Origin of the sequence: Desulforamulus aquiferis, from assembly GCF_030577015.1 — a bacterium.
Classification (GTDB): domain Bacteria; phylum Bacillota; class Desulfotomaculia; order Desulfotomaculales; family Desulfotomaculaceae; genus Desulfotomaculum; species Desulfotomaculum aquiferis.
This window is the reverse complement of the sequence record NZ_JARPTC010000002.1, coordinates 229,909-252,182: the sequence shown is the minus strand read 5'-3', so window position 1 is coordinate 252,182 and position 22,274 is coordinate 229,909. Positions and strand designations below refer to the sequence as shown.

Genomic DNA, 22,274 nt, shown 5'->3' with positions numbered 1-22,274 from the left:
CAATTGAATTTCCTAGCACATCTCCCACAGCACCAAGAATAACAATGTCATAATCTCTTTCAACCCTTACAGATTGATTAATGTCTTCAACAATAAACTCGCATATCTTCTCTACAGAGTATTCTTCAGCCTTACTCTTTGCGTAAGCTATAAACTCTTTAAAAATATCTATTCCCTTAACTTTACAGCCAAATGTTCTGGTTAATTGAATGCTTACTGCCCCTTTTCCGCAAGCGAGGTCTAGAACCTTTGTTTCCTCACATACTGGAATATGTTTTGCTATAAGCTCCTTAATATCTCTTGGACTTGAACCAAGCTCCCATAAATCTTGCAATAAATATGGCAAGAACGGAATCAATTCTGTTGTTTTGGCAGTTAGTGACTTTGCAAGGTTTTCTTCTATATTTGACATAGCCCTCGCCCCTTTCTCCTCAAACCAGTTCACCAGGAGGATTTAACAGACTCAAGCAATCTCTCTTCAAGCCATGAATCCATGGGCTTTGATAGGCTTTTTATATGTAATTTTACCAGTCTATCTATATTTTTAATACTAGATAGTATAAGCTCAGAATTACCCAATCTCATCTACCTCCAAGACAATTCCTGCCTGTTTCAAAATTTATTCCTTACAAAAGGTACGGTGTTTGCTGAGAGGTACCATATGGGTAACGGGAAGTAAATATACCCCCGAAAAGGTATGTCATCTTTTTCTATAGATTGCGGACAAAACCAGTTTTCAATCCCCTAACAAACCCACAGCTTTCATAAAAACTCAACGTTCCATCTTTTTTAGAACCTGTCAGTAGCATAACTTTATAACAATTGTTTTCTCTACAAATATCAGTAGCCCTAATTATTACTCTTTTTCCGTAACCCCTTCTTCTATAGTTAGGGTGAGTTATAACATTTTCTATTAAACCATATGGCCTTGCATTCCTGGTTAGATTTTTAATTATTGCTAAAGTGCAAGAAGAAATTAATTCTTTGTTTTCTTCAATAACTAAATAATATAAGTTAGCATCCTTATATATTTCATCCCAAATGCTTAATAAATTAGAAGTGTTAAGAATATCTGGGTCTTCTGGATGGAGCAATTTATATAGTTGCAATAACTTTGGTAATTCATCATAATTTATTAATCTTACTTCCCCATTCATGAGATTCACTACTTTCAGTTTTAATTAAGAAAAATTAAGCATTCTCATTTTCGACTCAATGTATATTAATTGTATTCTTAACCCTTTCTGAGATAGTTTGCCTTTCTTCAGATAATCAAATATGGATAATGGGAAGATGTTTATCAATCATAAATGTCTTTTTAGCAACAACATTTATTTAACTATTTTACTCCATATAATAAAAGTATTTCTACTAATAATGTTTCGAGTATTGCCGAATTCTGGTTATTACCTTCATATTATCAGATTTTAGGATCACTGCTATACATCGTCGAAAGCCACGTTAAAACATTATGTTCAAGTTACACAATATAAAAAATCCCTTACCCAAGAATATTATTTAATCTTGTACTTAAATAGCCTGCCAAGAAATTCATTTTGTAATTCTATTTCAAGATGTTTTAATCTATTTGAAATTATATTTTCTATTTTATAATATTGCGAATATTCAGTTTTAAAATCATCTAAGTCTTGCTCATTCTTAATTAAGAAAAATCGCTTGTTCATACGTAAGCCATCCAGATGAGTTTTCAACATTTCCCCATAATCAGATAATTCACAATAAACATTATTTAATGAATTCTTTTCATGCATAAATTTATTAAGTATTATTATACGAGTATCGAATAGTCTTAGAAAATCTTCAAATTCCTGTTTGATAGTATCCACTGTATTGTAATAACTGCTAAGATTTTCCCTTAGTCTCATAATAACATTTTCAAGATGACCTTTTGCTTTATTTATTGACTCTGTATCTGAGTTACTCTTTTCTTGAATTATCCATGATACTGCATGCAGATAAATTTCTAAAGTAACTAACCAATTTCTCAAACTATTTTTTGCATTTTTTAAATTATAGTTTAAATTAGTAATTCGTTCTAATAGTAACTCTGTAGTCTTTATTCGCAGGTCATTCCTTAATTTTTCTTTTTCTCTTCTAGAAGTAAAGAATATAGTTAATAATGATCCTCCGAGTACTGAGAATACTATTTTTGCTATATCAAGAACAAAAAATTGATTATCCATACTATACCCCCATTATTAGATAATCGACATATTTAACAATCACGAATATTTTCGCTCCATAGCTTCACATATCATATCCTTGATAAGATGTTGCTGTTTCTTCCTTTCGATGACGTAAAACTTCATTTACCGAAATGTGATTTGCTAATCCCCTCCATTACGGTGTGTTCACGAACTCGTTTCTTGAATATTTAATATCTTTTCATCTTTCCAACTTCCTCTAATAGACACTTGTTATCTCCTTCCAAATAATTGTAAACACTATTGGGAAGGAGGCTGATCTTATGCAATCTAATAAAACTTGTCCACTAGTTGAGCATTACCTAGGATATCTTGTAGTTATAAAGGGCCGTTCTGAAAACACTATTAAGGAATACCGCACAGATTTACTTATGTTTTTCAATTTCATTATGCTCTCACGCAATACCCCTATCATAAATAATAATTTTGCTCTGGTTAATGTGGAATTTATCAAAACTATATCTCTCAATGATATGTACTCTTTCATTGCATATTGTCAAACTGAGCTACAAGCTTCTGCAGGAACAAGAGCCAGAAAAATAGTATAAATCCGGCAATTTTGGAAATACCTTAAAACCAAAGCTCATCTTATTGATAACAATATTGCCGACGAGCTGGAAACTCCGAAAATTCCTAAAAGAATACCCAAGTACCTAAGTCTCGAAGAATCTGTCAGGCTATTAATCCAGTGTCAAAAATCTCCTCGAGATCATTGTATTATCACCATTTTTCTTAACTGTGCGTTAAGATTATCTGAATTGGCAAGTTTAAATATAGAGCAGGTAGGTAGTGATGTCTTAACTGTTATCGGTAAGGGAAACAAGGAACGTAAAATCTTTTTAACCCCGGCTGCTAAAAAATCAATCAATGATTGGATGCAAATTAGAAATAGTCTCAAGGTAAATACTAAAGCGCTATTCATTTCAAGGAATTCCGGTCAGATTACTACAAGAGCCGTCCAAAACATTGTAAAAAAGTACGTTTTAGCTGCTGGCCTTGACCCCAAAACTATCTCTGCTCATAAATTAAGGCATACTGCTGCAACTCTTATGTATAAATATGGAAGAGTAGATATACGTTCTCTCCAGCTAATCCTTGGGCATGAAAGTGTTGCTACAACTGAAATTTATACCCATATAGATGAACATCAATTGCAGTCAGCAGTAAATTCTAATCCACTTGCAATGATGTTTAACTAATTTGATTTTAGGCCCTATAGTTTATGGATAATAGGAAGTACCATTTTTATTTGTCCTCTACGTCTACTCCTGGCTTCTGCTTTTTGTGATATGGAGGTTACCTTCACTAGAATTAACGCCATATAATTTAATGCTTACTATTTTTCTTCCACAACCACTTTCAAATTTATTAATAACTGCTGTTTAATTTTTTACTTCATCTTTAGCTAAACTGCTATATTTATGTTTTGTTAGCTCGGAGAATAAGTAATCATCATTTAATATTTTTAAAAATATTCTTTTAGACTCTTTAGTCTTTAATACAAGTGCATCTTTGGCTTCATTTAACTTAACTTTTTCAGCCAAATAACCATCACTATAATTACTGATAAAAGTTAAAATGTCATCTTTTGGAACTTCAGTTAAAACTGGAGATCTTTTAGATACCTTAATTAGTTTTCGAGCGAAAGAAATATCATTAACCATGCTTTTTAATTCTGTAATATCTTCGATAATACTCAATTCATCTATCTTTTCAATACCAATCAAAGCATTTGATTTTACTATTTCATGAAATCCATAATGTTTTTCTAACTTTTCAATTTCTTTAATGTACAATTCATCATTCATAATTAAAAAATCAAATGAGTTATTCAATCTAAAAATATCATCATCTAGTTCATCAATTTGATTGGAATTAGTAAACCTAAGTAAAATACTTGTGTCCTTCTTTAATAAAAAAATTGGATAATGCTGCTTGTAAATAGTTAACTTAACATTATCATTAATATAAGTAACTATGTAACCCTTTAAATTGGATATGTCGTTATGCTTAAAACTATATTCGGTGAAAGAATCATTTTCCCTAATGGATTTAATATACTCGAATTCATTAATTACTTCTTCATAATCATAGAGATATATTGCATTTTTTCTATCATCTGCTTCTGATAGATTCATGACCTGAAGCTCTTCATTAGAAAAATAACTAATCAAATAATTAATGAATTCATCCGAAAGTTTTTGCTGTGTCTCCTCGTTAACATTACCCTTCTTAATTTCAAGATTACCTTCACGCTCAATTAAAAAATGTAACTCTCCTATTGTAGACTCAGAGTTTAATAAAATTTCTATTTTTTCTTTTAGTTGCTCTCTAGTCATCTTCTTCTCCTAATGAAATAAATTTTTTCATCTAATTTTTTGTAAACTACATTAGATTGTTCGTCTATTTTTTCTCTAGAAATTAATATAATTTGTTCTTTTAGTCCATCACGAAGTTCTGCATCTGCTTCATACAATTGGTATCCAAGCAAGGCTAAGGTAGGGTTTGCATAAAACATGTCAGTCTTAATATAAATTATCCCAATAATAACCAGCAGAAACATTAAAACTATTATATATCTCAAATCACTTAAATCAAGACAAATTAACGGTATAATATAGGTTGTTAAAAAAGTAAGGTGTTCATAATTTTTATTTCTAATTTTCTTGATCCTAAAATAGGAATTATTGCTACCCTTTAACTTATAACGAAATCTCAAAACATAAAACAAGCCTATAAAAAGAAAAAACAAGGATATAATAGGTATAATATTTCTAGAAGTTAACTCCTTAAAGCCTATAAAATAACTGGACTCACTAAATTCTAATGGCACATCAACAGTTAGTACGATGATTAAAATGAATAATAACCATAAGGAAGTTATATACATCTCCGCTTTATCTCTATAATTTTCTAACACAAATTATTCATTACCACCTTTTCTTTTGCTTTTCTAAATACAAGACATAATTTAGTTTATTTTTTATCACAACAGTGGTTAATTGATAACTCATGAGATTGTTTTCTAACCTCTCCTAAGTACCTTAATAATGCCTGAACCACTCTTTTTTTCTTGGCTAACCTCTTTGACATGGTCAAGAACTATGTTCCCTGAGCCACTTAAATCTAGATAAGCTTTCTTTACACTAACCATTGCATTGATTGAACCTGAACCACTAACACCTAAACTAACTTCATCTACAATACCTTTCTTAATAGTTATAGAACCAGAGCCACTTATATTAAATAGTGAGTTCCCAAGTACGGAATTTATAGTAACTCCACCGCTTCCAGATATGCTTACATTTGCCTGGCCTACTTCACGTAAATTTAATGTCATGGAACCGTTAATTTTTGAGTTTAGTTGATTAATCGGAAGCTCAGAATATACGTTCCCCTTACCTTTCGAAATTAGTTGAAGATTATTCAGTTGTTTAGTACCAATTGTAATTTCACCATATAAAGGATCTGGATCAGGTTTTTGACGCTTACCATTAACCCACACTTCACCAATAAAAATATAACTACCGTTATTTGGCGTTTGTACCTCCAGATGTCCTCTCGATTCACTTAAACGCAAACCTTTTAAAAACTTTTCGGTCCCCGTAATATCTATGTAGTTTTCATTGTTTTCACTCCAGACAATGTATATATTAACAGAACCCCCAGATAGACTAATGCTATCTATAAGGCCTAAACTTCTCCTCTGTATAATAAGATTATCTTGATCAGGTTTCATAGGTAAATATAATATTTCAATTTCACCAACCCCAAAATTTGTTATAGAATAGTCATATAAATCAACTATACTACCATCAGTAAATTTTAGACATCTTCCGTTATTGTTCAGTAGTTCCTTATCACTAAAGATTGCTACCTCTCCATTTTCATAAAGTTTTTTCATTTATATTCTCCTTTCACCTTGTTTAAAACGTCAGTATTAGTAATACAATCAGCATTATGGGTACGGGTAAAACTACTATATACAACATTCTTGAACTATCTTATTTCCTCGTCCTGCTTCGCATTATAGACATATTGCACCATGGCACGTTTGACTTTTGACTTATATGAAAATCAATAGCAATTTCTTTAAGTCAACAAATCAAGCCTAACTGCCAATCTTCCTTGACATCAACATGAATACCGCTAAGTTCTCGCCAATGTAGAAGAGGTAGATTTACTGCCCAAACTTAATCTTTGCCTACTCAATTCCTACCCCCCTCATTTTGTTCCACGAGCTCTATTTTAGGTCCATTCATATTACCGCTTTGAAATGTTGTTTTTTCTCTATCAATATAAAATTCATATTTTAAGGAGCTCTTTTCTTTAGGGGGGAGTTTAAATACAGTTTGGTTTTGATTATCCCTTATAATAATATCTTCGACAAAGTCTTCCCTATCAATCAGCTTTATGGATAAGTTAACCTCTTTATTGCCATGGTTGGATAAAACTATAGCTCCGGATACCAACTGTTTTTCCCCTTCTATATCCACTTGGCACCTGCTATTTGTAGAATCATATTCGATGGACTTAACTCCGTCCTGTAATGAATAGTATGTGTTTTTTGCAAACTCAGTGGTGGTCGGAACCACAAACAATAGCATTCCAAAAAAAATCCAAGGCAATCTTTTTATCAATATTGGGTGACTATCTTTCAGGTACTTCTTTGCTCCCTTCCATCCAACGATTACGAAGAATAGGGCATAAAAAAATGTGTACCTTAGTCCCAGCTTTTCCTCATCATTCTGAAATGCCTTTAGCCCTAACTGATTGAGTATATAATCTCCGAGGCAGAATCCATTAGATGCAATAGTAGAGAAATATAAACCAAACACCATAAGCAGTAGAAATAATATTCCTATATAACTCTTTCTCATTACCCTTCTCTCCATGTTCTATATCCTTTAAGGATTGAGTTAGACTGTTTGTAAGTCAACTTTTTATTTTCCTAGCTACAAAAGATATTCTATTGTTCTTAACAGACATTAGAAATATTTTTTAGAAATATCTCATTTAATGTAAAAAATATTCTTCTGCACAATCCCTGATTATTCCTGCTAAAACTTCTTGTAAATTGTTTTATAAAAAAGCCGGGTAATTAAAGGTTTCAGCTACAAAATAAAAAGCCCAACACATGGCTGGGCATTATTATCTATCTACTCATTTTTCATTATTTTATGTAGCTGGCCTAGCTGATATCGCTGTACCGAGCAAAATCTGGGAAGCGGGAGGCGAAGTGGTCGAGGAGGTCTCGGTTGGCTGGGTTTCTTAGTTCTGGGTCAGCTTTGAGCAATTCTTCTGCTTCCCGGCGGGCGTGTTCCACCTGCTGCCTGTCCCTGACTAGGTCGGCCAGTTTAAATTCGGGTAGACCAGATTGTCTGGTTCCGAAAAACTCTCCGGGGCCTCTTATTTTTAGGTCTTCCTCGGCCAGGATAAAGCCGTCCTGGGTGCGGCACATGGCGGCTATGCGTTCCTTGGCTTCCTGGGTAACGGGATCGGCTACCAGAATGCAGTAGGACTGTTGACTTCCCCGGCCAACCCTTCCCCTAAGCTGATGGAGTTGAGCCAGGCCAAATCTCTGGGCGTCCCAGACCACCATAACCGTAGCATTAGGCACATCAACACCTACCTCAATGACAGTGGTAGAAACCAGTACGTCCAGCTTTCCCATACGGAAATCACCCATGATTGCTTCTTTCTCCGGGGCTTTCATTCTTCCATGCAGGAGTCCCACGGAAAAGTTGGCCAGGGCCTTTTGTAGTCTATCAAACAAATCAACGGCAGCCTGGGTATCTATTTTTTCCGATTCCTCTACCAGGGGGCAAACCACGTAGGATTGCCTGCCCTGCTCGGCTTCTTTCTTTATTAGGCCCACGGCTTTGCCTGCCTGGGTTAAGCTTAAATGATGGGTTTTGATTTGCTGTCTGCCTGGGGGCAGCATATCAATGACCGAAATATTTAGATCTCCGTATAGTGTTAGGGCAAGGGTTCTGGGAATGGGGGTGGCCGTCATTACCAGAATGTCGGGCTTATGCCCTTTGTCTTGGAGAGCCGCCCTTTGTCGGACACCGAACCTGTGCTGCTCATCAACCACCACCAGGGTTAGGTTTTTAAAAGTCACTTGGTCCTGGATCAAGGCATGGGTTCCCACCACCACTTGAACTTGTCCGGTCGAAATATCCTCCAATATTTTCTGTTTGCCTTTTCTGCTCCCTCCAGAAAGAAATTCTACCCTGATACTAAGTGGCTCCAGCAGCCTTTTGATGGTTCGGGAATGCTGCTCTGCCAGCAGTTCAGTGGGGGCCATCAGGCAGCTTTGTTGTCCGGCTCCGGCGGCCTTTGCCAAGGCCAGGGCGGCTATGATTGTCTTGCCTGCCCCAACATCCCCCTGCAAAAGCCTGTTCATGGGATAAGGAGAATCTAAATCAGCCTCAATTTCCTGCCAAACTCTCCCTTGTGCCGAGGTCAATTGGAAGGGTAGTTCCTTTAAAAGCAATCCTGGCAGCTTAGTTTCTCCATATGCATGGAGCTTTTCCTGCCTGGTATTTTTACACCTCTGCAGGCCTATACCAATTTGGAATAAAAAGAATTCTTCAAAGATTAGCCTTTTCTTTGCCCTATTGAGGGATTCCATGCTTTCTGGAAAATGAACCTCATATAAGGCCTCCGGCAGGCAGGGCATATTGTACTGATCTAAAATTCTATCGGGAAGAAACTCTTTTATTTCCGTCCCGCTTTCCCGCAATATCGCCATGATGGCAGTCCTAAAGAATCTCTGGCTGACGTTTTCGGTAGATGGGTAAACAGGTACTATCCTGCCGCTGTGCAGACCCTCTTCACCGTCCAGCACTTCATGGTCTGTTACCTGTATCTGAGGAACACCAAACCCCCGGTCCATTTTGCCGGTGATGAGTAGCTTTTTTCCTGGTGGATACTGCTTTTTAATATAAGGCTGGTTAAACCACACTGCATAGAAGGTCCCTCCCCCTTCTTGCAGGGTCAGCTTGGTAATTGTAAGTCCCCTTCTGGGTTTGGATTCCTGTCCGGCAATTACAGTCCCCTTTACAGTGGCCAGGTCACCCTGGCTAAAGGAATGGGCAGGTTTGATCAGGCTCCTGTCCTGATAGTCCCTGGGAAAATGATATAGCAGGTCCCAGATTTTAATAATCCCTAGCCTTTCCAACTGCTTCCCTCGACCAGGACCGACACCCTTTAGAAATTGCACAGATCTTTGCAGGTCCACTAAAGATACACCTCCGCAAGCGGTGCTCAAAATTCTCCGTATATTTTACCACAAAACGGGTCTCGGAACATATGTTTCCATATAAATTCTTAGCAGATGGCCTTGCCCATTAGAAAATTTCGTTTGATTTTACCTATATTTGTGGTATACTAACCTAGTGAGATTATGAGAGTAACTTTGACATATGGTTTTTGGTGTCGCTAAAGGAGGTGTAACAATGGCCACATGCGAGATTTGCAATAAAGGCGTTTCTGTGGGTATTAAGCTGAGCCACTCCCACATCCGGACAAAACGTACCTGGTCCCCCAACTTACAAAGGGTAAAGGCCGTAATTAATGGTTCTCCTAAGAGGATCATGGTATGCACTCGTTGTCTCCGGAGCGGCAAAGTCCAGCGGGCTATTTAGTTGCACCGTGGAGTTTTAAATTTTATTAACTAATAACCCTTATGGGTATTTATAAAGCGGCCAATAGGCCGTTTTATTCTTTCCCTGCCAGGTATGGCAAAGCCCGAAGATGTCCTTCTTCGGGCTTTTAATATGCTTTCTTGAATTAAAAGGTTTTAAGTAGATTAGCCATTTCCAAGGCAGTGTTGGCCGAATCCCAGCCCTTGTTGCCGGCTTTGGTGCCTGCCCGCTCAATGGCTTGCTCGATGGTATCTGTGGTTAATACACCGAATACTACGGGCATGTTGCTATCAAGACCCACCTTGGCCACTCCCTTGGAAACCTCAGCGGCCACATAGTCAAAGTGTGGTGTGGCCCCTCTGATAATGGCACCTAGACATATTACCGCATCGTATCTGCCTAAATCAGCCATCCGCTTGGCCACCAGGGGAATTTCATAGGCACCTGGAACCCAGGCTACTTCAATATCCTGGTCGTCAACCCCGTGTCGTACCAGGGCATCCAAGGCCCCACCCAGCAGCTTATTGGTGATGAACTCATTAAAACGGCCTACCACAATACCAAACTTTAGTCCCTGTCCCACTAAATGTCCTTCAAATACTTTTGGCATCTCCTACTTCTCCTCCTGTTATGATATTTTCTATGAATTATTCGTTAACGGGCTTTTTTCTCTCATTCATGTTTAACAAATGTCCAAGCTTACATTTTTTTGTGCTAAGATATCTTTCATTGGCCTGCCCGGCGGCAATTTCAATGGGTACCCTGCCCACTATTTCCAATCCATAGCCCTCAAGGCCGGCTATTTTCCTGGGGTTATTTGTTAGGATTCTAATCTTGGTCAGGCCCAAATCTGTTAGTATCTGGGCGCCAATGCCATAGTCCCTTAAATCTGCCGGGAAACCCAGGGCAAGGTTAGCCTCAACGGTATCCGCACCCATGTCCTGCAGCTTGTATGCCCTTATTTTATTCAACAGGCCTATACCACGGCCCTCTTGTCTCATGTAAAGGAGCACACCAACCCCTTCATTCTCTATGGCCTGCATGGCTTTGGCCAATTGGTCGCCACAATCACAACGGCAGGAACCAAATACATCACCCGTTAAGCACTCGGAGTGTACCCTTACCAGGGGTGCTTCCACACTGGTTAAGTCACCCTTAACCATGGCCATATGTCCTTTGCCATCCACCAGACTTTCATAGCCTACGGCGGTGAAATCCCCGTATTTGGTGGGCATTTTAGCCGATTCCACCCTGCGAACAAACTTTTCATGGCGTCTACGATATTTTATTAAGTCAGCTATGGTGATTAGCTTTAGATCATGAGCCTTACAAAACTCAATCAGCTCAGGAACCCTGGCCATGGTGCCGTCTTCTTTCATTATTTCACAGATTACCGAGGCTGGCTTTAGTCCCGCCAGTCTGGCCAGGTCCACTCCTGCCTCAGTATGGCCGGTTCTTACCAGAACACCGCCGTCCTTAGCCCGCAGGGGAAATATATGTCCGGGGCGTCTTAAATCTTCTGGCTTGGCTGTTGGGTCTAACATTTTTTGGATGGTCAAAGCCCTTTCTCCTGCCGAGATGCCGGTGGTGCATTCCATGGCATCCACCGATACGGTAAAGGCTGTACCATGGGGGTCGGTGTTGTTGGTAACCATGGCTGGCAGCTTTAATTCATCAAGCCGATCACCCCAGATAGGCATACATATTAAGCCCCTGCCATGGGTGGCCATAAAGTTAACGGCCTCGGGGGTGGCCATTTCAGCAGCCATGACCAAATCTCCCTCGTTTTCCCTGTCCTCGTCATCCACCACCACTACTATTTTTCCGTTCCTTATATCTTCGATTGCCTCTTCAATGGTATTAAATTTGAATGTCACCTTTAGTTCCTCCCTTACAAAAATCCATTGGCCGATAAAAATTCCATGCTCAGCTTGCTCTGCCTGGTTCCCTTGTCCTCCCTGGACTGAAGCAGTCTCTCAATATATTTCCCCAGCACATCTGATTCCAGATTTACCGATTCCCCTATCTTCTTGCTGCCCAGCACCGTGGCCTGGGCGGTATGGGGAATAAGGGAGACTTGGAATTTATCCTGTTCAAAATCAACAACTGTCAGGCTGGTTCCATCAATGGCCACCGAGCCCTTTTTAATGATGTATCTCATAACTTGTTCCGGGGCCTGAAGGGTAACAATTGTGGCAATATCATGTCTTTCTAATCCTACAATGCTGCCAACCCCGTCAACATGGCCGGAAACCATATGTCCGCCAAGCCTATCGCCCATTCTCAAGGCTCGCTCCAAATTTACTTTACTGCCTGGCCGCAGTTCCCGGAGGTTAGTTTTAGCCAGGGTTTCTGCCATAACATCGGCGGTAAAGACTCCTTCGCCAAAGGTAGTTACCGTCAGGCAGACACCGTTTACCGCAATACTGTCGCCAATTCGGACATCGGATAATACTGTACTGGCCAGGATGTGCAGCTTGGCTGAATCCGGCCCCTTTGATATGCCCTTTAGTGTACCAATTTCCTCAACTATTCCGGTAAAGATATTTTACCACCCCTTTCTGTGGTATATCCTGTTATATAAATATCGCTACCCAAGCCTTCAAAGGATAAATTATATAGTCTGGTAGCATCCCCCAAACCTTTAATTCCTGGTCCCCTTACGGGTCCCGGTGCATCGTCACCACCTATGATGGTTGGTGCGATAAACCAGGCCACCTTATCAACAATTCCGGCGGACAGAGCCGAGCCGTTAACCTTGCCCCCGCCTTCAATTAATACGCTGGATATTTCCTTCTCCCCCAGGATTTCCATAAGCTTTACCAAATCAACGGTGGGTCCGGGACCAGGTACTACTATTACTTCGGCCCCCGCCGCCATTAAGCTGGCCCTGCGCTCCACTGGAGCCGCTTCAGTGGTGGCTATAATAGTATAGGCCGCTGACTCCTGGAGCAATATTTTAGCAGCGGTAGGTGTCCGGGCGGTGCTATCCACAATTACTCTGATGGGGTCCCTGCCCCGGCCTTCCGGTAGTCTGGCTGTCAAGGAAGGATCATCCGTCAAGACAGTATTTACCCCTACCAGGATAGCATCATATATGTCCCTTAGCCTGTGTCCCTGCTGCCTGGCCGCCTCACCTGTAATCCATTTGGACTCACCGCCGGCAGTGGCAATTTTTCCATCTAGACTGGTGGCTGCCTTTAATACCACAAATGGACGCCTGGTGGTTATGTATTTTAAGAATACCTCGTTGAGCTTAATTGCCTCTTGCTCTAATACTCCGGATACTACTGTAACTCCCGCCTGCTCCAAAATGGAAATTCCCTTGCCTGCCACCAGGGGATTGGGGTCTTTCATGGCTACTACAACCTTTTTTACCCCCGCCTTCAGCAATGCCTCGGTGCAGGGACCAGTTCTGCCGTGGTGACAACAGGGTTCCAGGGTTACATAGACCGTGGCAGACTTTGCTCTATCACCGGCGTCAGCCAGGGCCACCACCTCTGCATGGGCACTGCCTGCCCTGGCATGATACCCCTTACCCACAATTTCCCCATCTTTAACTATTACTGACCCTACCATAGGATTGGGACTGGTCCGTCCCCTGGCACTGGCTGCCAAATCAAGGGCCATTTGCATGTAATACTTGTCCTGATCCAATTCTAGTTCATCTCCCGCCGGCAAAAATAAAAACCCTGGTTTACAACCAGGGTATAAAAAGACAAAGGAGAAATAGCCTGACAAATATGACTAATTTGACAGGAATAACAAAAACCTTCTCCCATCCAGACTTTACTGTCGGCCCTGGCATTTCACCAGATCTGCCCTTGCGGGCTCGCGGGCTCGGCCTAAGCCATACCGCCGGTAAGGAATTTCACCTAACCCTGAAGGTTGTATCGCTATTAAGTTAATAACATTATATTCCTGTATTTGTTCGTATGTCAATGGATAAATGGTTTTCAAAATTGTCCCTAAATTTATTAAATATATTTTGCTCCCAAAAAGCCAAAATAATGTAGTGACATATTCCAGCAGACGGGTGTATACTAAAAATAACAATTAAATACTTACTTAATCGTTTAAAGGATGTGATCAGATATGGAACGCTGTCAAGAATTTTGTGTGAACCATGAAAAGACAACAAAACTTAAACCAGCAGTTGAGGAGGCCGCCAGGCTGGCCCCTCTATTTAAGGCCCTATCAGATGAAACCAGGGTAAAAATAATTTATGCCCTGGCCCAGGAAGAGTTGTGTGTTTGTGACTTGGCTGAGATCACCGGGTGTACATTGCCCGCCGTCTCCCATCACCTTCGCATCCTGCGTAATATCGGTCTGGCTACCAGTCGAAAGGAAGGAAAATTTGTTTACTACAACATAGACGATCACCATGTATCGTCAATTATCAACGCTGCCTTTGAGCACCTTAAGGAGGGAAAAATACATGGCTAATTCGGCAGTTCAAGAATATCGTTTAGAGGGCTTATCCTGCGCTGACTGCGCAGCCAAATTGGAACGCCACCTTTCCTCCCTGCCGGGGGTAACTAGGGCCAGCCTCAACTTCACTGCTGGGAAGCTCACTATCCAGGGGAATGTACAGATTAGCACCATTGTCGATGAGGCTAGGCGTGACGGTGTTAGAGCCATTCCAGCCGAAGAATATCATGCCGAGGAGAATCAGGCTTTTTGGGAGAAAAACCGGCGTGCGGTCATTAGTGGGATAGCTGGCCTGCTGGTGGGACTGGGCTGGCTGCTGCATTACGCCTTTGGTCTGGAAGCAGCCGCAAAGCTTTTCTATCTTGCATGTATTGTGGTAGGGGGCTGGCCGGTGGCCAAAAAGGCGGTATTGTCTTTATCCAGGCTGCGCCTTGATATGAATGTATTAATGTGCGTTGCTGTTACCGGGGCAGTGTTGATTGGCGAGTGGAGCGAGGGTGCCACTGTGGCCTTTCTGTTCTCTGTAAGTGAGGCCCTGGAGTCCTATACCATGGACCGGGCCCGCAACTCCATTAGAAAGCTTATTTCCCTGGCCCCTGATTCGGCGGTGGTCCTCAGGCAAGGGAAAGAAATAAATCTACCTGTAAAGGATATTGCCATTGGCGATTTGCTTCTGGTTCGCCCTGGAGAAAAAATTCCTATGGATGGTGTAATCACTTCAGGACGTTCATCCATTAATCAGGCCCCCATTACCGGAGAATCAGTCCCAGTGGACCTTGGCCCTGGTGAAGAAGTTTTTGCAGGAACCATTAACGGGCAGGGCAGTCTGGAGCTTAAAGTAACTAAACTAGTGCAGGACAACACCCTATCCAGGATAATTCACCTGGTTGAGGAAGCCCAGGCTAAGCGCGCCCCGGCCCAGGCCTTTGTTGACCGTTTTGCAGCCGTCTATACTCCAGTGGTCATAGGACTTGCCTTCCTCATCGTCACCATACCTCCCCTTTTCCTGGCCCAGCCCTGGGAGCCTTGGATTTATAGGGGTTTGGCCCTGCTGGTGGTTTCCTGCCCCTGCGCACTTGTTGTGTCAACGCCTGTAGCCATCGTATCGGCCATTGGCAATGCAGCCAGACATGGGGTGCTAGTTAAAGGCGGTGCTTATCTGGAGGAAATCGGCCGGATTAAGGCCCTGGCCTTTGATAAAACCGGCACCCTTACCATGGGGCACCCGGAAATAACAAAGATATATCCCGGCCAGGGAGCTTCTGAGTCGGACCTCCTCTCCCTGGCAGCTTCAGTTGAATATCATTCTGAGCATCCCTTGGCTAGGGCCATAGTTCGTAAGGCAGTTGAAAATGACCTGCCCCTTCGGCCAGCCCAAGACTTCACGGCTTTGACGGGACTTGGGGCAAGGGCAAGGGTGGAAGATGCTACTATATTAATTGGCAGTCCAAGGCTACTACAGCAGAAAAACATAGATCTGACTGTTTGGCAAGAACAGCTAACCACTCTGGTTGCCGGAGGCAATACTGTGATCCTGGTGGCCAGGGACAATATTGTAATGGGTTGTATAGCCCTCTCAGATAAGGTAAGATCCTCTGCTGCAGCAACAGTTGCTAAGCTGCAAAGCTTGGGTATTAGCCCGGTGACAATGCTGACCGGAGACAATCCCCAAACCGCGGCAGTCATAGCTAAGCAAACAGGTGTAGATAGCTTCCAATCCAGCCTGCTGCCCCAGGAAAAGGTTGTGGCGGTGCAGGCCCTCAGAAATGAGTACTCCAGTGTTGGTATGGTGGGTGACGGAATCAATGACGCCCCTGCCCTGGCAGCCTCCAACGTGGGTATTGCCATGGGTGGTGCCGGTAGCGATACTTCCTTGGAAACTGCCGATATGGTATTAATGGGTGATGATTTAGCTAAACTTCCCTTTGCAGTAAGGCTAGGCAGATCCACCATGTCGGTGATTAAACAAAATATTACCTTTGCCATAGGCATTAAACTCCTGGCAGTACTTGCCGTATTCCCAGGTTGGTTGACGCTATGGCTGGCCATTTTGGCTGATATGGGTGCTACCATACTGGTAACCCTTAATAGTTTAAGGCTGCTGTCCATCAAGCAGGAGCAAGTCGGTCAAGAGCACTCCCACCAAGGGCACCATCATGATTCTTGTTGTGGAGGACACCAGCCAAATCCCTCCACCGGCGGCTGAAGATAATTTCCATAACCCATTTGGGTTTAAAAACGTAATCCCGTACCACTTTGAAATTGAGTGATACGGGATTATTGTTTTATTGTTCGGGCAGTTTAAGGTCCTACCCAGGACTATTTAGAGCAACCTTCTTTACAATGAGCAGTCTCCCGCAGCATCCAATGCTTTGTAAACACAAGAATCACCTCCTGGCCCTAAGTAGCTACTTGCTATGAACCTATTATATGGCCCATTTCTTACAATATTAATAACAATTCCTTATATTTATCTTAATTTATATAAAAACACCTCCAACAAGGAGGTATTTTCATTATATTAGTTTGATGCCAGCTCCAGGGTTTCCCGGGCGATCATCAATTCTTCATTGGTTGGAACCACCATGGCGGTGACACCGGCCCCTGGTTTACTTACAATTACTTCCTTACCCCTGGATTTGTTTTTATCCTCATCTATCTCAATGCCCATATAGGCAAGTCCTTTAAGTACCCTCTCACGTACGTCCTTGGAATTTTCGCCGATACCTCCTGTGAAGATCAGGGCATCCAGTCCGCCAAGGGCAGCAGTAAAGGCTCCCACCCATTTGATGATACTATAGGCAAATATGCTCAGGGCAAGCTCAGCCCTTTCATTGCCCTCGACAGCGGCATCTTCCAGATCCCTGAAATCACTGCTCAAGCCAGAAATCCCAAGTACACCGCTCTTTTTGTTTAACAGGTCGTTTACTTGACCTATGGATAGGTCTTCCTTTTCCATTAAAAATGGTATGATTGCAGGATCAATATCTCCGGAGCGAGTTCCCATGGGAAGACCCGGCAAGGGAGTAAAGCCCATGGTGGTATCAATTGATTCACCGTTTTTCACAGCGGTAATACTGGAACCGTTACCCAGGTGACATACAATAGCTTTAAAGTCATCCGCCGATTTGCCTAAAATTTCTGCCGCCCGGCCTGACACATATTTGTGGGAGGTGCCATGGAAACCGTATTTACGGATTTTATACTTTTCATATAGGTCGTAGGGGATGCCATAAATATAGGCGTGCTTTGGTATGGACTGGTGGAAGGCGGTATCAAATACACCCACCTGAATGGCATGGGGCATTAGTGCTTGACAGGTTCTAATACCAACAATGTTTGGGGGGTTGTGCAAGGGTGCCAATTCAGATAGGACTTCAAATTCCTGCATCATTTCTTCATCAATGATCACAGATTTATTAAATTTCTCCCCACCGTGAACAGCCCTATGACCAACAGCCTTGATCATAGAGATATCTTCAATGACACCATATTGAGGATCTGTCATGCCCTTAAGTATTGTTTCCAGAGCAGCCTTATGATCCGGTAAATCCTGTTCCAATACAAGTTCCTTTTCGGTATGGGATACCTGTTTTATTCTAGAACCAACTAAACCAATTCTCTCGGCAAGCCCTGTAAGCAATACTGACTCCTGCTTCATATCCATCAGCTTATACTTTATTGATGAACTGCCACAATTAACTACTAAGATTAGCACTTTTTTTCCTCCTTTGAGATGCCCATGGTACACATTTTTATTTTACAAGCTCTGAAATGTGACCGTGAATTTTATAAGCATAAACTGTGTCGCCGTTTCTCAGTCCCACAGCATTGCCCTCATCTGTGTCAACATGCATTTCTGTTTTGGCATTATCACTTACCCTAACCAAAACATCGCCGAAAATGATACCCCTTGGGCCTTTGGCCCTCACATATATTCTGTCTCTATCTTCTAAATGGTATTTCTCTGCGTCTGTGGTGTGCATATGGATGTGACGAGCGGCAATAATAGCGCCTTCCTTTAATGTCACTGCACCCACAGGGCCAACCAAGGTGATCGGTGAGGAGCCAGACAGGTCACCAGAATCCCTTAGGGGAGCCTTAATCCCAAGCTTAAAACAGTCTGAGATGGATAGCTCTACCTGGCTTTGGGGGCGTTCTGGCCCTAAGACTCTAACCTTTTCGATAACACCCTTGGGCCCAACAACGGTAACCATCTCTTCACAGGCGAATTGGCCGGGCTGAGAAAGGTCTTTAAATACCGTTAGTTGATGTCCTGCTCCAAAAAGGGTATCAACATCTTCTCTGGTAAGGTGTACGTGCCTGGCTGAAATACCAACTGTAAGGGGAATCGGTGTTATTTCGTCTTGATTAACCTGAGTCGGGCTGTTTGTTTCGTTTAACATGCTTTACACTTCCTTTTTTTACTTTGTTTTATAAATGAACACCTAAGTCTAAATATCATGAGGAAAACAGTCTATCGGACTTACACCCTTTACTTACTAGGTTTTGTTTTTAACGGGTATGATGGTCTTACCTCGCCACAAACAACGCATTTTATTTCTTTTCTAATCTTTAGTATTCATAACCTTTATTACATTTAATCTGTAATAAGTGACAAAAAATATATTTCTTCATCTAATGTTGATTTTATATAGTAATAATATTGTTTTCAAGCAATTTTGCTGATTTGCTTTTCTGAATATTTAACTGTACCATCTTAAACGGTAGCCATTTATTGCAGTCTCCCCTAATTTATTCATCAGCGTATAGTTGGCACATAGTCCTACAACGGCTCCAAAGCCAGGAATTAGCTGTAGCATTTTTACTAAATCAATATGATCCCGATATTCCTGCTGAAAAAGCTGCCAGTCAATAGATTCCAGTTTTAGCTCCGGGGGAAACCCCTTTAATGTTTCCTGCCAGTTAAGTATTTTCCTATATGAAGCTGCTCTTCTCGTTTCACTGGAAAAGGCCAGCTGAAAAAGGTGTAAAATATATAATCTTTCCCTATAATCCTTTACATCAAAACCATAAAGACTAGCCACCTCAAAAAGAAATTTGATTTTAAGGCCCAGTAAAAGGGGAAAATCGGCTAGGCCTAAGAATATCCCTCCTGCCCCTGTTCCCGCCCCTTCCACAGCCGCTGCCTTCCTATAAAACTCCAGCCTCTCCTTTACTAATCTCTCCCTCCCCTCCAGGGATACTCCTTCAAGTCTTGGTACCCTGGTGGTATATTGGGAGCCGACCAAGGTGGCCTGAACCATATTTTTTATGGTGTTAGTGAGCAAGGTATGTATCTTATCGGGTATCAGGTTGTTTACCTTTATCTGAATTCCCTTGGTGTATTTACCTACCAAAGAAGGCTTCCTGGTCATTTTTCTCTGCCAAAGGGTTAATTCAGCTATTACCCTATCCTCGTAATTCCTCATAATTCCCGCCCTTTATCTAAACTGATGCTATCCTATTTATATTTTAACCTTAAAAATCATAAAAAAGATTGAATTTTTATTTATATTAATAAATTTGTACTGTTTGTTAAGAGGATTTAATAAAATTATAACGAATTATTATATATGAAAACGTTACCACACCGAATTTGTTTTTCCTTTATTAAATATATATTTCGTCATGATAACGTTACCAGCATGGAGGAATGGCAATGCCAACCATAAAAGACGTAGCAAAATTAGCCGGAGTGTCCGTTTCCACTGTATCCCGTGTCTTAAATACCAGCGGCTATGTAGAAAAGACTACTGAAGAAAGAGTTATAGCAGCCATAAAGCAGCTAAACTATATGCCCAGTCAAATTGCCCGGGGCTTAGTGAGCAAACAGACTAAAACCTTTGGCCTGATACTGCCGGATATAACAAACCCCTTTTTCCCGGAATTGGCCAGGGGGGCTGAAGATGAGGCCAGAAAATATGGCTATAATATTATGCTCTGCAACTCGGATTGGGATATAGAAAAGGAAAAAAAGTATCTTAATATTTTGCAGGAGAAGTGCGTTGACGGAATTGTCCTTGTTGGGTCAAGACTTCAAGAAGATAAATTGGCAAATATGCTAACTAGCTTGCCAACACCTTTGGTTTTATTAGATAGAACCAGTTCCCTACAAATCCACTCCATCAGCACCAATAACATTTATGGAGGATACCTTGCCACCAAGCATTTGATTGACCAGGGTTACCGTACCATTGCTCATATATCCGGCCCTCAGCAGTCCCCTTCCGCCCAACAAAGGCTATCTGGTTATCGCAGGGCCCTTGTCGAGCACAAGCTACCCTATGACCTTGTACTGGTTATGGAAGGTGACTATAGAATTTCCGGTGGCGCTGTGGCTATGCAAAGGCTATTGCGACTAAGCTCTGTTCCCGAGGCAATCTTTTGCGCCAATGACCTGATGGCCATCGGAGCCTTAGAAGTATTACAGGAAGCGGGGGTAAAGGTGCCCGAAGAAGTGGCTTTGATTGGCTATGATGGAATTCATCTAAGCAAGTATGTTTACCCCAAGCTAAGCACAGTGATTCAGCCTACCTATAAAATGGGAACAGCGGCAATTCAACTGATCCTAGAAAATATTGAGTCTTCTCAGAGTATAAAGCAAATTGAATTTGAGCCATCCTTAGAAATTAGAGAATCATCTGTGAGGAGGAAAACGGTATGAAAGTACCGAGGGTTTTAGTAATTGGCAGTATAAATATGGATCTGGTTAGTTACTCAGATAGAATCCCCAGCCTGGGAGAGACTATTCTGGGCAACCGCTTTGCCATGGTGCCGGGGGGAAAGGGAGCAAACCAGGCATTGGCTGCAGCAAGGCTTGGGGCCTCGGTTTCCATGCTGGGTGCAGCTGGTAAAGACAGCTACGGCGAGCAATTACTTCAACATCTAAACAATAATGGTGTGGATATAAGCCGGGTAAAGAGGGCTGATACCTCCACCGGGGTTGCCTTAATTAACGTAGATGCCAGGGGAAATAATCAGATTGTTGTTATCCCCGGAGCAAACAATGAGCTTGCTCCGGAAGACCTGCTGCAAAACCGTGAAATCTTTGAAGCCTGTGATGTGGTGGTGCTGCAGATGGAAATTCCAATGGCAACCATCGGCCAGGCAATTGAGCTTGCCTCCGGCTATGGTAAGCTAGTGGTTTTGAATCCGGCCCCAGCCCATGAAATTCCTGAAGCTTGGTTAAGTAAAATTGATTACCTGGTACCCAATGAACATGAGGCTGATTTGCTGGGTCACGTCAAAGATGATTTTTATTTTAGTATTCGCAGGCATTTAAAGAAGTCCTTGGTTATAACCCAGGGGGCTAAGGGCGTTTCCTTTTCAGAGGGGAAAACAATCGTTTTTATTCCCGCCCTTAAGGTGCAGGCAGTTGATACAACGGCGGCAGGGGATGCTTTTATTGGAGGCTTTAGTGTAGCCCTGGCAGAGGATCGTTCCATGGAGGAGGCCATCAAATTTGCTAGTGCGGCGGCAGCCATCTCAGTAACCAGAGAGGGTGCACAAACCTCCCTCCCCTATCGAAAAGAAGTTGAAGAATTTTCTGGAGGGTAGACCTAATGAAAAAACATGGAATTTTACACCGGGACTTGGCAGCTTTAATTGCCAGTATGGGACATGGTGACTCCATTGTGATAGGTGATAGCGGGTTACCTGTGCCACCAGGTGTTAAATGTATTGACCTAGCTGTTTATAAGGGGGTCCCACCCTTCTTTGCTGTTTTAGACGCCATTCTTTCTGAAATGGTGGTTGAAAGGGCCGTGGTGGCCCTGGAGTTGGAAAATAATAAAGCATTTACGGAACAAGTTATTCATAAGCTAGCCCCGGTTAAAATTGAATTAATCTCTCACGATGATTTAAAAAATATTTCTAAAGAGTCCCGTGCTGTAATTCGAACCGGAGAATGGACCCCCTATGCCAATATAGTTTTATATTCAGGGGTTGCCTTTTAAAGGAGGAA

At 41.8% G+C, this 22,274-nt stretch carries 21 protein-coding genes, 1 pseudogene and 1 riboswitch; of the genes and pseudogenes, 7 read left to right on the top strand and 15 right to left on the bottom strand.

Annotation, left to right across the window (positions count from 1 at the left end):
- The 3 genes from P6N53_RS02365 to P6N53_RS02355 form a co-directional block, all read right to left on the bottom strand.
- Positions 1–412, bottom strand: a 412-nt coding sequence (locus P6N53_RS02365) for an SAM-dependent methyltransferase (RefSeq protein ID WP_304540866.1), incomplete at its 3' end; no start/stop codon positions are given.
- A gap of 298 nt (positions 413–710) precedes the next feature.
- Positions 711–1,157, bottom strand: coding sequence for a GNAT family N-acetyltransferase (locus P6N53_RS02360; protein ID WP_304540864.1), 447 nt, complete (start codon positions 1,155–1,157; stop codon positions 711–713).
- 357 nt (positions 1,158–1,514) lie between these two features.
- A complete protein-coding gene (locus P6N53_RS02355; protein ID WP_304540862.1) occupies positions 1,515–2,204 on the bottom strand; it encodes a hypothetical protein in 690 nt (229 codons plus the stop codon).
- A gap of 284 nt (positions 2,205–2,488) precedes the next feature.
- Between P6N53_RS02355 and P6N53_RS02350 the strand changes: the two are divergent.
- A pseudogene (locus P6N53_RS02350) lies at positions 2,489–3,424 on the top strand (tyrosine recombinase XerC).
- Positions 3,425–3,607: 183 nt separating this feature from the next.
- On the opposite strand, the gene kwaB reads toward P6N53_RS02350, so the two are convergent.
- From kwaB to recG, 5 genes are all read right to left on the bottom strand, one after another.
- On the bottom strand, positions 3,608–4,564 hold the full coding sequence (kwaB, locus tag P6N53_RS02345) for an anti-phage protein KwaB (protein ID WP_304540861.1): 957 nt from the start codon (positions 4,562–4,564) through the stop codon (positions 3,608–3,610).
- A complete protein-coding gene (kwaA, locus tag P6N53_RS02340) occupies positions 4,561–5,145 on the bottom strand; it encodes an anti-phage protein KwaA (RefSeq protein WP_304540859.1) in 585 nt (194 codons plus the stop codon). Before kwaA ends, kwaB begins: the two co-directional genes overlap by 4 nt.
- Positions 5,146–5,250: 105 nt before the next feature.
- Complete coding sequence (locus tag P6N53_RS02335; RefSeq protein WP_304540857.1) at positions 5,251–6,129, bottom strand: GIN domain-containing protein; 879 nt, start codon at positions 6,127–6,129, stop codon at positions 5,251–5,253.
- A gap of 304 nt (positions 6,130–6,433) precedes the next feature.
- Positions 6,434–7,105, bottom strand: a complete 672-nt coding sequence (locus P6N53_RS02330; protein WP_304540855.1) for a hypothetical protein — start codon at positions 7,103–7,105, stop codon at positions 6,434–6,436.
- 311 nt (positions 7,106–7,416) lie between these two features.
- Positions 7,417–9,471 (bottom strand): ATP-dependent DNA helicase RecG, encoded by a 2,055-nt coding sequence (gene recG / locus P6N53_RS02325; RefSeq protein WP_304540853.1) that lies wholly within the window; start codon positions 9,469–9,471, stop codon positions 7,417–7,419.
- Between the two features lie 217 nt (positions 9,472–9,688).
- Between recG and rpmB the strand changes: the two genes are divergently transcribed.
- Positions 9,689–9,877, top strand: coding sequence for a 50S ribosomal protein L28 (rpmB, locus tag P6N53_RS02320; protein WP_304540850.1), 189 nt, complete (start codon positions 9,689–9,691; stop codon positions 9,875–9,877).
- Positions 9,878–10,022: 145 nt separating this feature from the next.
- On the opposite strand, the gene ribH is transcribed toward rpmB, so the two are convergent.
- From ribH to ribD, 4 genes are read right to left on the bottom strand one after another with little or no spacing between them, the layout of a single operon-like run.
- Positions 10,023–10,487: a 6,7-dimethyl-8-ribityllumazine synthase gene (ribH, locus tag P6N53_RS02315; protein ID WP_304540848.1), complete on the bottom strand. Its 465-nt coding sequence runs from the start codon at positions 10,485–10,487 to the stop codon at positions 10,023–10,025.
- A 37-nt stretch (positions 10,488–10,524) separates the two neighbouring features.
- Positions 10,525–11,754, bottom strand: a complete 1,230-nt coding sequence (locus P6N53_RS02310; RefSeq protein ID WP_304540846.1) for a bifunctional 3,4-dihydroxy-2-butanone-4-phosphate synthase/GTP cyclohydrolase II — start codon at positions 11,752–11,754, stop codon at positions 10,525–10,527.
- Positions 11,755–11,768: 14 nt separating this feature from the next.
- Entirely contained in the window at positions 11,769–12,422 is a 654-nt protein-coding gene (locus tag P6N53_RS02305; protein ID WP_373322974.1) for a riboflavin synthase, read from the bottom strand.
- Positions 12,407–13,534, bottom strand: a complete 1,128-nt coding sequence (gene ribD / locus P6N53_RS02300; protein ID WP_304540876.1) for a bifunctional diaminohydroxyphosphoribosylaminopyrimidine deaminase/5-amino-6-(5-phosphoribosylamino)uracil reductase RibD — start codon at positions 13,532–13,534, stop codon at positions 12,407–12,409. The genes P6N53_RS02305 and ribD overlap by 16 nt, the downstream gene beginning before the upstream one ends.
- 109 nt (positions 13,535–13,643) lie before the next feature.
- Positions 13,644–13,770, bottom strand: a riboswitch (FMN riboswitch).
- 202 nt (positions 13,771–13,972) lie between these two features.
- Here ribD and P6N53_RS02295 point away from each other — a divergent pair.
- Positions 13,973–14,323, top strand: a complete 351-nt coding sequence (locus P6N53_RS02295) for an ArsR/SmtB family transcription factor (protein ID WP_304540844.1) — start codon at positions 13,973–13,975, stop codon at positions 14,321–14,323.
- Positions 14,316–16,514 carry a heavy metal translocating P-type ATPase gene (locus P6N53_RS02290; RefSeq protein ID WP_304540843.1) on the top strand — a complete coding sequence of 733 codons (2,199 nt, stop codon included), beginning with the start codon at positions 14,316–14,318 and terminating at the stop codon, positions 16,512–16,514. Before P6N53_RS02295 ends, P6N53_RS02290 begins: the two co-directional genes overlap by 8 nt.
- A 315-nt stretch (positions 16,515–16,829) precedes the next feature.
- Here P6N53_RS02290 and P6N53_RS02285 read toward each other — a convergent pair whose 3' ends face one another.
- The 3 genes from P6N53_RS02285 to P6N53_RS02275 all read right to left on the bottom strand — a co-directional run bounded on the left by P6N53_RS02285 (position 16,830) and on the right by P6N53_RS02275 (position 19,740).
- Positions 16,830–18,026, bottom strand: a complete 1,197-nt coding sequence (locus P6N53_RS02285; RefSeq protein ID WP_304540842.1) for an acetate/propionate family kinase — start codon at positions 18,024–18,026, stop codon at positions 16,830–16,832.
- A 37-nt stretch (positions 18,027–18,063) separates the two neighbouring features.
- Positions 18,064–18,714 carry a phosphate propanoyltransferase gene (pduL, locus tag P6N53_RS02280; RefSeq protein WP_304540841.1) on the bottom strand — a complete coding sequence of 217 codons (651 nt, stop codon included), beginning with the start codon at positions 18,712–18,714 and terminating at the stop codon, positions 18,064–18,066.
- 300 nt (positions 18,715–19,014) lie between these two features.
- Positions 19,015–19,740 (bottom strand): EcsC family protein, encoded by a 726-nt coding sequence (locus P6N53_RS02275; protein ID WP_304540840.1) that lies wholly within the window; start codon positions 19,738–19,740, stop codon positions 19,015–19,017.
- Between the two features lie 230 nt (positions 19,741–19,970).
- On the opposite strand from P6N53_RS02275, the gene P6N53_RS02270 reads away from it, so the two are divergent.
- Genes P6N53_RS02270 through rbsD form a run of 3 tightly spaced genes read left to right on the top strand, consistent with a single transcriptional unit; the run spans position 19,971 to position 22,266 of the window.
- Positions 19,971–20,975 (top strand): LacI family DNA-binding transcriptional regulator, encoded by a 1,005-nt coding sequence (locus tag P6N53_RS02270; RefSeq protein ID WP_304540838.1) that lies wholly within the window; start codon positions 19,971–19,973, stop codon positions 20,973–20,975.
- Positions 20,972–21,868 carry a ribokinase gene (gene rbsK / locus P6N53_RS02265; RefSeq protein ID WP_304540836.1) on the top strand — a complete coding sequence of 299 codons (897 nt, stop codon included), beginning with the start codon at positions 20,972–20,974 and terminating at the stop codon, positions 21,866–21,868. The genes P6N53_RS02270 and rbsK overlap by 4 nt, the downstream gene beginning before the upstream one ends.
- Positions 21,869–21,873: 5 nt before the next feature.
- The gene (gene rbsD / locus P6N53_RS02260) at positions 21,874–22,266 is read left to right on the top strand and encodes a D-ribose pyranase (protein ID WP_304540835.1); all 393 of its coding nucleotides are present in this window, start codon (positions 21,874–21,876) and stop codon (positions 22,264–22,266) included.
- The last annotated feature ends 8 nt before the right edge of the window (positions 22,267–22,274 follow it).

Coding starts and splice junctions, on each gene's coding strand:
- P6N53_RS02360 (WP_304540864.1), bottom strand. CDS start 1,157: ATGAATGGGGAAGTAAGATTAATAAATTATGATGAATTACCAAAGTTA.
- P6N53_RS02355 (WP_304540862.1), bottom strand. CDS start 2,204: ATGGATAATCAATTTTTTGTTCTTGATATAGCAAAAATAGTATTCTCA.
- kwaB (WP_304540861.1), bottom strand. CDS start 4,564: ATGACTAGAGAGCAACTAAAAGAAAAAATAGAAATTTTATTAAACTCT.
- P6N53_RS02335 (WP_304540857.1), bottom strand. CDS start 6,129: ATGAAAAAACTTTATGAAAATGGAGAGGTAGCAATCTTTAGTGATAAG.
- P6N53_RS02330 (WP_304540855.1), bottom strand. CDS start 7,105: ATGAGAAAGAGTTATATAGGAATATTATTTCTACTGCTTATGGTGTTT.
- rpmB (WP_304540850.1), top strand. CDS start 9,689: ATGGCCACATGCGAGATTTGCAATAAAGGCGTTTCTGTGGGTATTAAG.
- ribH (WP_304540848.1), bottom strand. CDS start 10,487: ATGCCAAAAGTATTTGAAGGACATTTAGTGGGACAGGGACTAAAGTTT.
- P6N53_RS02295 (WP_304540844.1), top strand. CDS start 13,973: ATGGAACGCTGTCAAGAATTTTGTGTGAACCATGAAAAGACAACAAAA.
- P6N53_RS02290 (WP_304540843.1), top strand. CDS start 14,316: ATGGCTAATTCGGCAGTTCAAGAATATCGTTTAGAGGGCTTATCCTGC.
- pduL (WP_304540841.1), bottom strand. CDS start 18,714: ATGTTAAACGAAACAAACAGCCCGACTCAGGTTAATCAAGACGAAATA.
- P6N53_RS02275 (WP_304540840.1), bottom strand. CDS start 19,740: ATGAGGAATTACGAGGATAGGGTAATAGCTGAATTAACCCTTTGGCAG.
- P6N53_RS02270 (WP_304540838.1), top strand. CDS start 19,971: ATGCCAACCATAAAAGACGTAGCAAAATTAGCCGGAGTGTCCGTTTCC.
- rbsK (WP_304540836.1), top strand. CDS start 20,972: ATGAAAGTACCGAGGGTTTTAGTAATTGGCAGTATAAATATGGATCTG.
- rbsD (WP_304540835.1), top strand. CDS start 21,874: ATGAAAAAACATGGAATTTTACACCGGGACTTGGCAGCTTTAATTGCC.